The 8,314-nt window shown below is 74.1% G+C and carries 6 protein-coding genes; 4 read left to right on the top strand and 2 right to left on the bottom strand.

All coding sequences use genetic code 11. The features are described 5' to 3' along the window. Positions 1-1,848: sialidase (locus AB0C69_RS33280; RefSeq protein ID WP_360358880.1), on the top strand; the 1,848-nt coding region annotated here is incomplete at its 5' end. A 43-nt stretch (positions 1,849-1,891) separates the two neighbouring features. Here the strand turns inward: AB0C69_RS33280 and AB0C69_RS33275 are convergent. Together AB0C69_RS33275 and AB0C69_RS33270 are read right to left on the bottom strand one after the other, a co-directional pair. Next, positions 1,892-2,305: a hypothetical protein gene (locus AB0C69_RS33275; RefSeq protein WP_360358879.1), complete on the bottom strand. Its 414-nt coding sequence runs from the start codon at positions 2,303-2,305 to the stop codon at positions 1,892-1,894. A 75-nt stretch (positions 2,306-2,380) separates the two neighbouring features. After that, the gene (locus AB0C69_RS33270; protein ID WP_360358878.1) at positions 2,381-4,270 is read right to left on the bottom strand and encodes a tetratricopeptide repeat protein; all 1,890 of its coding nucleotides are present in this window, start codon (positions 4,268-4,270) and stop codon (positions 2,381-2,383) included. A 536-nt stretch (positions 4,271-4,806) separates the two neighbouring features. Between AB0C69_RS33270 and AB0C69_RS33265 the strand changes: the two genes are divergently transcribed. From AB0C69_RS33265 to AB0C69_RS33255, 3 genes are all read left to right on the top strand, one after another. Further along, positions 4,807-5,103: a hypothetical protein gene (locus AB0C69_RS33265; protein ID WP_360358877.1), complete on the top strand. Its 297-nt coding sequence runs from the start codon at positions 4,807-4,809 to the stop codon at positions 5,101-5,103. A gap of 607 nt (positions 5,104-5,710) precedes the next feature. Beyond that, entirely contained in the window at positions 5,711-7,366 is a 1,656-nt protein-coding gene (locus tag AB0C69_RS33260; protein WP_360358876.1) for a hypothetical protein, read from the top strand. A 78-nt stretch (positions 7,367-7,444) separates the two neighbouring features. Further along, the gene (locus tag AB0C69_RS33255) at positions 7,445-8,293 is read left to right on the top strand and encodes a sugar isomerase (RefSeq protein WP_360358875.1); all 849 of its coding nucleotides are present in this window, start codon (positions 7,445-7,447) and stop codon (positions 8,291-8,293) included. The last annotated feature ends 21 nt before the right edge of the window (positions 8,294-8,314 follow it).

The raw sequence follows: 8,314 nt of genomic DNA, 5'->3' as shown, positions 1-8,314 counted from the left end.
ACGGGGTGCTCAGCCCGCACGCGACCGTCTTCGCGACCGCCGACCTACTCCACCGCGAACGGCACCGGCGGAACCCAGACGGTCAATGTCGCCGGCAAGGGCCGCTACGTCCGCGTGTACGGCACGGCCCGCGCCACGCAGTGGGGATACTCGCTGTTCGGGCTTGCCGTGCGCACCGGCTCCGGCGGCGGCACGCTCCCCGGCGGGGGCGACCTCGGGCCCAACGTCCTGGTGTTCGACCCGTCCATGAGCGCGTCCGACGTCCAGAGCCGGATCGACGCGGTCTTCCGGGAGCAGGAGAGCAACCAGTTCGGGACGGCCCGGTACGCGCTGCTGTTCAAGCCGGGCGGCTACAACGTCAACGCCCGCATCGGCTTCTACACCTCCATCGCCGGCCTCGGCCGCGATCCCGACGACGTCACCGTCAACGGCGGCGTCACCGTGGACGCGGGCTGGTTCGGCGGCAACGCCACGCAGAACTTCTGGCGGTCCGCCGAGAACCTGTCGATCACGCCGTCCGGCGGGTCGGACCGGTGGGCGGTGGCGCAGGCCGCGCCGTTCCGGCGCATCCACGTGCGCGGCGACCTGAACCTCGCCCCCACCGGCTACGGCTGGGCCAGCGGCGGCTACATCGCCGACTCCAAGGTGGACGGCCAGGTGCAGCCGTACTCGCAGCAGCAGTGGCTGACGCGCGACAGCCGGATCGGCGGCAACCTCAACGGCGTGTGGAACATGGTGTTCTCCGGCGTCGAGGGGGCGCCCGCCCAGAGCTTCCCGAACCCGCCCTACACCACCCTGAACACCAGCCCCGTGACCAGGGAGAAGCCCTACCTGTACGTCGACGCGTCCGGGGCGTACAGCGTCTTCGTCCCGGCGCTGCGACGCGACTCGCGCGGGACGACCTGGGCAGGCGGCTCCACGCCCGGCTCGTCCATCCCGCTGTCGCGGTTCTACGTGGCCAGGCCGGGCGACTCGGCCGCCACCATCAACGCCGCGCTGGGGCAGGGCCTCAACCTGCTGCTCACCCCCGGCGTCTACCACCTGGGGCAGACGATCAACGTCACGCGTCCGGACACGGTGGTGCTCGGCATCGGGTACCCGACCCTCGTCCCCGACAGCGGCGCGGCGGCGATGAGCGTGGCCGACGTCGACGGCGTCAAGCTGGCCGGGATGCTGTTCGACGCCGGGACGGCCGAATCGCCGGTGCTGCTCCGGCTCGGCCCCGACGGCGCGGGCGCCGACCACTCCGGCGACCCCGCCTCGGTGCAGGACGTCTTCTTCAGGATCGGCGGCGCCGGGCCGGGGAAGGCGGCCACGAGCCTGGTGGTGAACAGCGACGACGCCCTGCTCGACCACATCTGGGCGTGGCGCGCCGACCACGGGAGCGGCGTCGGCTGGACGGTCAACACCGCCGCCAACGGCGTGGTCGTCAACGGCGACGACGTCACCGCCTACGGGCTGTTCGTCGAGCACTACCAGAAGTACCAGCTCGTCTGGAACGGCGAGCGCGGCAGAACGGTCTTCTTCCAGAACGAGATGCCGTACGACCCGCCGAACCAGTCCGCCTGGCGGAGCGACTCCCCCGGCGGCTACGCCGCCTACAAGGTCGCCGACTCCGTCACCGCGCACGAGGGCTGGGGACTCGGCAGCTACTGCTACTTCCACGTCGACCCGTCGATCGTGGCGGCGCGCGGCTTCGAGGTCCCGGACCGCCCGGGCGTGCGGTTCCACGACCTGCTCACGGTCTCGCTGGGCGGCAACGGGGTCATCCGGCACGTCGTCAACGACACGGGCCCGGAGGCGTCCGGCGCCGGCACGGTCCCGGCCAACGTGGTCGCTTATCCCTGATCCGCTCTGACACTGCGGGCCCGCCTCCGAGCGGCCCGCAGTGTCAGAGGTGGTGGACAAGGTCAGGCAGCATCTCCGGGCCCGCCGGGCCCCGCAACGCGAAGACGAACAGGGTGACCGGCGCGCCGGCGCCGTAGGCGGCGACCGCGCGGTGCGTGCCGTCCAGGAGCAGCCTCCGGCCGGACTCCGCGCGCAGCACCGGAAGGACGAGCTGGACGGGCTCGGTCTGGGCGCGGAAAAGCGTCCCGAAGTCGTCGAGCTTCCGCCGCCGGTCGCGCTCCCAAAGGACCGTGCCGCGCGCGGCGTCACGAACGCGCAGCGGCTCCGCCCCGGGGTCGCGCCACTCCGCCTGGCGGCCGCCGGGACCGGCGTACCAGACGGTGAACAGGTCGCCGAGCACGTCGCGCGAGGAGCCGAAATACTCCTCGACGGCGAACCCGGACTCGCCGTCCAGCATGAGCTGGGCCCTGATGTGGGTGGTCAGGAAGGTGTCCGCGAATTCGGTGACGTTGATGGTTCCTCCCAGGCGTCGTCACAGGCGCCGCCGGATGCGGTCGGCGCGTTCTCTGAACTCGGCGGCCTCGTCCGGGCGGCCGGAGAGTTCGGCCAGGCCGGTGAGGAGCGGGATCAGCCCGGGATGCTCCGGCCCGTACCGCTCCTCGTAGATGCGGCGCGCTCTGACCAGGGCTCCTGCGGCGGCGTCCGCGTCGCCCATCGCGGCGAGGACGGGCCCGTGCCTGGCGAGCACCTCGGCGACGTAGGGATGGCCGGGGCCGTAGAGGCGCTCGTACAGCTCGCGGCCCCTCCGCAGGATCGCGTCCGCGGTGCCGGTCTCGCCCAGGCGGGCGAGCGCCGTCGCGTGCAGGGTCTCGGCGGCGACGGTCGTGGGATGCTCGCCCAAGCTCTCCCGGAACGCCCGGGCGACGCGCCGCAGCAGCCGCTCGGCGGCGGCGTGGTCGCCCAGCGCGCACAGCGCGGTGGCCTCGGCCCTGTGCTGCTCCATGACCTCGAAGTGCTCGTCGCCGTAGCCGCGCGCCAGGTTCGCGGCGGCTCCGGCGGCGCGGTCCCGTGCGCGGCGCAGCATCACGGGATCGTCGAGGAGGCTTCCCATCTCGGCCTCGACGAAGGCGAGCCGTCCGAGGCCCAGGAGAGTGCGGTCGTCACCGTCCCCGTGGGCCTCGCGCAGGACGGCCACGCTCCGCCGCCTCAGCTCCAGCGCGCTGCGGACCCGGCCTCCCCGCCACAGCACGGTGCAGCGCAGGTCGTCGACCTCGACGCGGCGCAGGTCCGCGCGCGGCACACCGGCGGACTCCAGGATCCGGCGTGCCCGCTCGGCCGCGCGGCGGGCCTCCCCCAGCTCGGAGAACTCGATCAGCAGGCGGCACCGCCACACCAGGAACGGGAAGAGCGCCGGATCGTCGGGGCCCGCCGTCTCCTCCCGGACGCGCAGGGCCGTGTCCATGGCCGTCCGGGCGGCGGCGAGGTCGGCGAGCCTGTACAGCAGGACGCCCTGCCGGAGCTTCGTCTCCGCCCACTGGGGGCTGCCGCGTCCGTACGCGCGCTCACGCAGCGCCAGGGCCGTTTCCAACGGCTCGCGCGCCTCGGCGTAGCCGGCTCGTTCGATCAGGTAGGACCCGGCGCGGTGGAGCAGGTCGCCGAGCGCTCTCTCCGTCCTGGACGGCGGGCGGTCTTCCCCGTCGCCCTGCTCCCGATGGCGGGCCTGGACGGCCAGGACGTGGGGCAGGAGCTCCGCGCACGTCCCCCACCGGCCGCTGTCCGCGACGTCGCGGGGGAACCGCCGGTCGAGCAGCGCCACGGCGGCCTCCAGCCACTCTTCGGCGGACTCGGTGTCCAGCCGGACGGCGGTCTGCACGAGGCGGTGGACGTGCAGCCGACCCGCCTCAGCGGTGACCAGGGAGTACCGCGCCAGCCGCTGGACGGCCAGGTCGTGCTCGACGAGGTCGTCCGCCAGGTGCGCCAGCCCGCCGGGCAGCGGCACCGCCGGGTCGAGCAGGTCGCGGGGGATCCCGACGGGGGCGAGCATCGCCCACAGGCGCATCAGATCGAGCGCCGCCGGCAGCTGCTCCCCCGCCCGGGCGAGCAGCAGGTTCCAGGTCATGGACACGGGCTGGACCCGGTCGTCGGGCCGGAAGCGCGACAGCACCCGGCCGAGCGAGTCGTCCAGCAGCCGCCGGTAGGTGCGCAGCGGCACGGCGGCCTGCCGGCAGTAGGCCGCGGCGTGCGCGAGGGCGAGCGGCAGCCCGCCGAGCACCCGGGCGATCTCGCGGGCCGCCTCGGGGTCGTCGTCGCCGGTCCCCTCGCGCAGGAACCGCTCCGCCGTCGCGGGCGCCATGGGACGCACCTCGACGCGGCCGCCGGGATCGATCAGCCCGCCCCAGTCCGACCGCGCGGAGGTGAACACGACATGCCCGGCGCGGCCGGCGGGCCAGTGCTGGACCGGGCTCCCTCCGGCGCCGGGCGCGGCGTCGGCGTCGGCGTTGTCGTAGACCAGCAGCCAGCGGTCGTCGCCGCGCAGCGTCCGCCACAGTTCGGCGACGACCCGGTCCGCGTCGGGCTGCTCGCGGACGCCGAGCCGCCGCCAGCCCGAGCAGCCCGTGCCGCAGTTCGACCGCGCTCTCGGCGTTCAGCCACCACACGATGTCGTAGCACCCGCCGTAGCGGTGGGCGTACTCCGCGGCCAGGGCCGTCTTCCCCACGCCGCCGAGGCCCCACAGGGCGACGGCGGTCGCGCCGTCGGGCGCGTGCCCGCGGGTCAGGGCGGCCCGCACGCGGCGCGTCAGGTCGTCGCGGTCGACGAAGCCCGGGTCGGGCGGAGGGAGGTTGCTGACGCGGGGGCCGTCGCCGGGGAAGCGCACCCCGTGCCGGGAGGGGCGCCGGTCCGGTCCGGGAGCCGGGGCGGCGACGTCGAGGGCGCCGCGGGCGGCGAGCCCGCGGACGATGACCGCGCACGCCGCGCTCTCCGCCATGCCGTCGATGTCGATGGCGTCCGCCTCCGCGTCGCCCGCGCAGGAGTCGACCCGGACCTCGATCCGTCGTGCGCCGTCCCGGCCGTCACTCTGGGACTCGTCCCCGCGCTGGGCGATCTCGCTCGTGGAGGAACGCACGACCAGTTCCCAGGTCTCCCCGTCTGGAGCAGCGGGCGGCGAACCCCACGGGCGCATCTCGACATGCGCGGGAGTGGCGAGGGAGACGGCGGCCGCCACCCACTCCGCGTACGCCGAGTCGGCCGGATGATAGGACACCGCCACCGTGCGCCGGGGCGGGGCGAGTTCGCCGGGCTCCCTGGCCGGTGGCAGCCGCCGCGTCCGTTCGTGCAGGAGCCCAAGGTACGTGCCGCCGCCCGTGACGAGGGAGCTGAACAAGCCGAGCGCGAGGGGACCCGCTCCCGCGGACGGCGGGACCTGGGCGGCGAATCCGGCATAGGTGCCGAGGCCGACGGTCAGCCCCGCCGCGGCCGGGACCTGATGCACGGCCAGGGAACGGGGCCGCCCCCACAGGCGCCGCCGTCTCGCCGGTCGGTCTCGCAAGCTCGCTCCCGTCCGCCTGGCCGGCCGTGGCGCCGTCTCCCGAAGCGCCCGGCAGGACACGTCCATGAGACGCGGCAGGGACGGGATCGGTTTCTCGGTCCCCCGATGCCAGGGGCCGCGAAATGATCGGCCAGGTCGACCGCCGGGCGGCGCTAGCGACGGGACCGCCAGGGCCCCTCCGAAACGACGCGGCGGCGCGACCGGTGGTCCGGTCACGAATTGCCCTTCCATGCTCAGACCCGAAGGATGAGCATGGTTTCCGAACGGAAACGCGCACGCGGAGACAGAGAAGGACGAGGGGCGGGCACCGGGTCGTGAAACGGATCGTGGCGGTTCTCGCCGGACTGGTGGTCCTGTCGGCGGTGGCGGGCGCCGGGCCCACGACCGCCGTGGCCGGCAGCGTGCGGGTGCGGCCGGGCGATGACTGGACGCTGCCGGGCTGGGTCCATCCGTCGGCGAACTCGGGGCTGTTCTCCGAGACGGCCGCCCCGCGGTTCGGCGTCGGCACCCGCAGCCTGGACCTGAGCTGGCGCCAGCTCCAGCCGGACGGCCCGGGAACGCTGGACACCCGCGCCGCGGGCTCCGCCCAGGACATGGACTTCCCGCCGCTGAGCCGGCAACTGGCGGACCGGCGGCCCTTCTGGGTCCGCATCTTCGCCAGCGGGTCGCGGTGGGCGCCCGAATGGGTGGCGGACCAGTGCGGCGTGGAGCCGCTCGGCCCCGACTACGACGGGCAGTACCACCTGCCCCTCTGGGACGAGTGCGTTTGGGGGCGGCTGCTCGCGCTCTACCGGCGGGTCTTCGTGGACGAGGGCCTGCGCGCCGACCCGCGGCTGAAGCTCGTCTACGTCCCCGGCGCGTTCACGTGGGCGGAGTACGACTACGACCTGATCAGCAAGGCGGCGGAACAGGGGCTGACGTTCGAGAAGTACCGGTCGTGGTACCGGCACGCCTGGCGGGATCTGACCGCCGTCTTCGGGCCGTACAGCGGCAAGCTCGTGTTCACCGGCGAGGACTATCCGTGGGGTCCGTGGGGTTCGAGGACGGACCTGTTCGCCAGGCAGGCCGTCGACGCGGGGCTCGGCATCCGGACCGGCATCACCGAGGTGTTCAACTTCCATCTGAGCGAGGCGCCGTCCTACGGGAGCCGCGTCGAACCCGACGGGCACCTGACGGTGGACGAGTCCCTGCCTCTCCATGACGGGCGGCATGTCGCCGCCACAGAGAACGAGTGCTTCAACGACTGCGGCTACCACACGAGCGAGCCGTACTACGCCGTCCGGCAGTCGAACCTCAAGGCGCTGCAACTGCGGACGAACTGGGTCTACGTGGTCCCAGGGCCTTCCTACATGAAGGAGTATCCGCAGCACTGGAGATGGGTGCGGTTGAGCATCGGCAAGACCGCCTCCGATTCGCCTGACGCGTGGGCCGCACTGCGCGACGCCGAGGACACGTACTGGAAGGACACGACGGGGCCTTTCACCGGGGCCCGCCGGTGGCCCGGGCGCCCGTGGGTGCGCAACCTCGAACGCTGGCTCGTGCAGCGGGACGTCGCTCCCGGCGGAAGGGCCCGCCGCTCCACCGCCGACGTCCACAGCGGCGTCCTCGGGCCGGAGAACGGCACCGCCTACGAGGGACTGCGCACCGACCGGGCGCAGGGGCAGACGTCCCTGTACTTCGACCTCGACGACCGATTCCTGCGCGGGCAGCGTCGGCCGGTGCAGATCAAGGTGACGTACCGGGACGCCGGCAGGGGCGACTGGTGGATCGAGCACCAGGGCGGGCGCTCGCCGGCGGTGCGCCGCACGGGCGACGGCGCGTGGAAGACCGCGACGTTCCGGCTCCCCCGGCCCGCGTTCGCCAACCGCCTCCCCGGCGGCACCGACTTCCGTATCGCGACGGGCGCGGGCGACGACCTGGACGTGCGCTTCGTCCGCGTGGTGCGGCTGCAACCGGCCGACCGTTCATGATGTTTTCTGCTCTGTAGTCTTCACTTTCGAGCACAAGTGAGCATAAGGTCCCGGAAGGATCGGACTTCGGGAGGGCTCATGGCCGGGAACCGCATCATGACCGAGATCTCCGCGCAGCCGGAGTGCTGGCGGCGGGCCGCCGGGCTGGCCGACGGGCTGCGCGACGCGCTGCCGGCCCGCGGGGAGCGGGTGGCGGTCGTCGGATGCGGCACCTCTCTGTACATGGCGCAGGCGTACGCGGCGCTGCGGGAGGGGGCCGGGCACGGGGAGACCGACGCCTTCGCCGCCTCGGAGATGCCGTACGGCCGCCGCTACGACCGGGTGCTGGCGCTCACGAGGTCCGGGACGACGACCGAGGTCCTCGCCGTCCTGGACCGGCTCGGCGGCTCGGTCCCGACGACGGCGATCACCGCCGACCCGGACACGCCGGTGGCCGGCAGCGCCGACCGGCTGGTCGTGCTCGACTTCGCCGACGAGGAGTCGGTCGTGCAGACCCGGTTCGCCACCACCCTGCTGGCGCTGCTGCGCGCGCACCTCGGCGAGGACCTGGGGGCCGCGATCGCCGCCGCCGAGGCCGCGGTGGCCGACCCGCTCCCGCCCGGGCTGCTGGAGGTCGAGCAGATCACCTTCCTCGGCCGCGGCTGGACGGTCGGCCTCGCGCAGGAGGCCGCCCTGAAGATGCGCGAGGCGGCGTGCTTCTGGACCGAGGCCTACCCCGCGATGGAGTACCGGCACGGGCCGATCAGCATCACCGGCCCCGGCCGGGCGGTGTGGATGCTCGGCGGGCTCCCGGACGGCCTCGGCGAGGAGGTGGCCGCGACCGGCGGGCTGCTGCGCGCCGCCGGCGCCGACAGCACGGGCAACGAGCTTCCGCGCCGCACCTGGGACGCGGTCGTCCCGGCGCTCCTGCGGCACACCTCCGCCTGACGGGCGCCGGGGCCGGCGCGG

The organism is Actinomadura sp. NPDC048032, assembly GCF_040653175.1.
GTDB classification, from domain to species: domain Bacteria; phylum Actinomycetota; class Actinomycetes; order Streptosporangiales; family Streptosporangiaceae; genus Spirillospora; species Spirillospora verrucosospora.
Note: the sequence above shows the minus strand (reverse complement) of the source record. Positions and strands in the feature narration are given on the sequence as shown.

Excerpts from the sequence above, each read along its gene's own strand:
- AB0C69_RS33265 (WP_360358877.1), top strand. The coding sequence starts at position 4,807 with ATGACCGCGCACGCCGCGCTCTCCGCCATGCCGTCGATGTCGATGGCG.
- AB0C69_RS33275 (WP_360358879.1), bottom strand. The coding sequence starts at position 2,305 with ATGCTGGACGGCGAGTCCGGGTTCGCCGTCGAGGAGTATTTCGGCTCC.
- AB0C69_RS33255 (WP_360358875.1), top strand. The coding sequence starts at position 7,445 with ATGGCCGGGAACCGCATCATGACCGAGATCTCCGCGCAGCCGGAGTGC.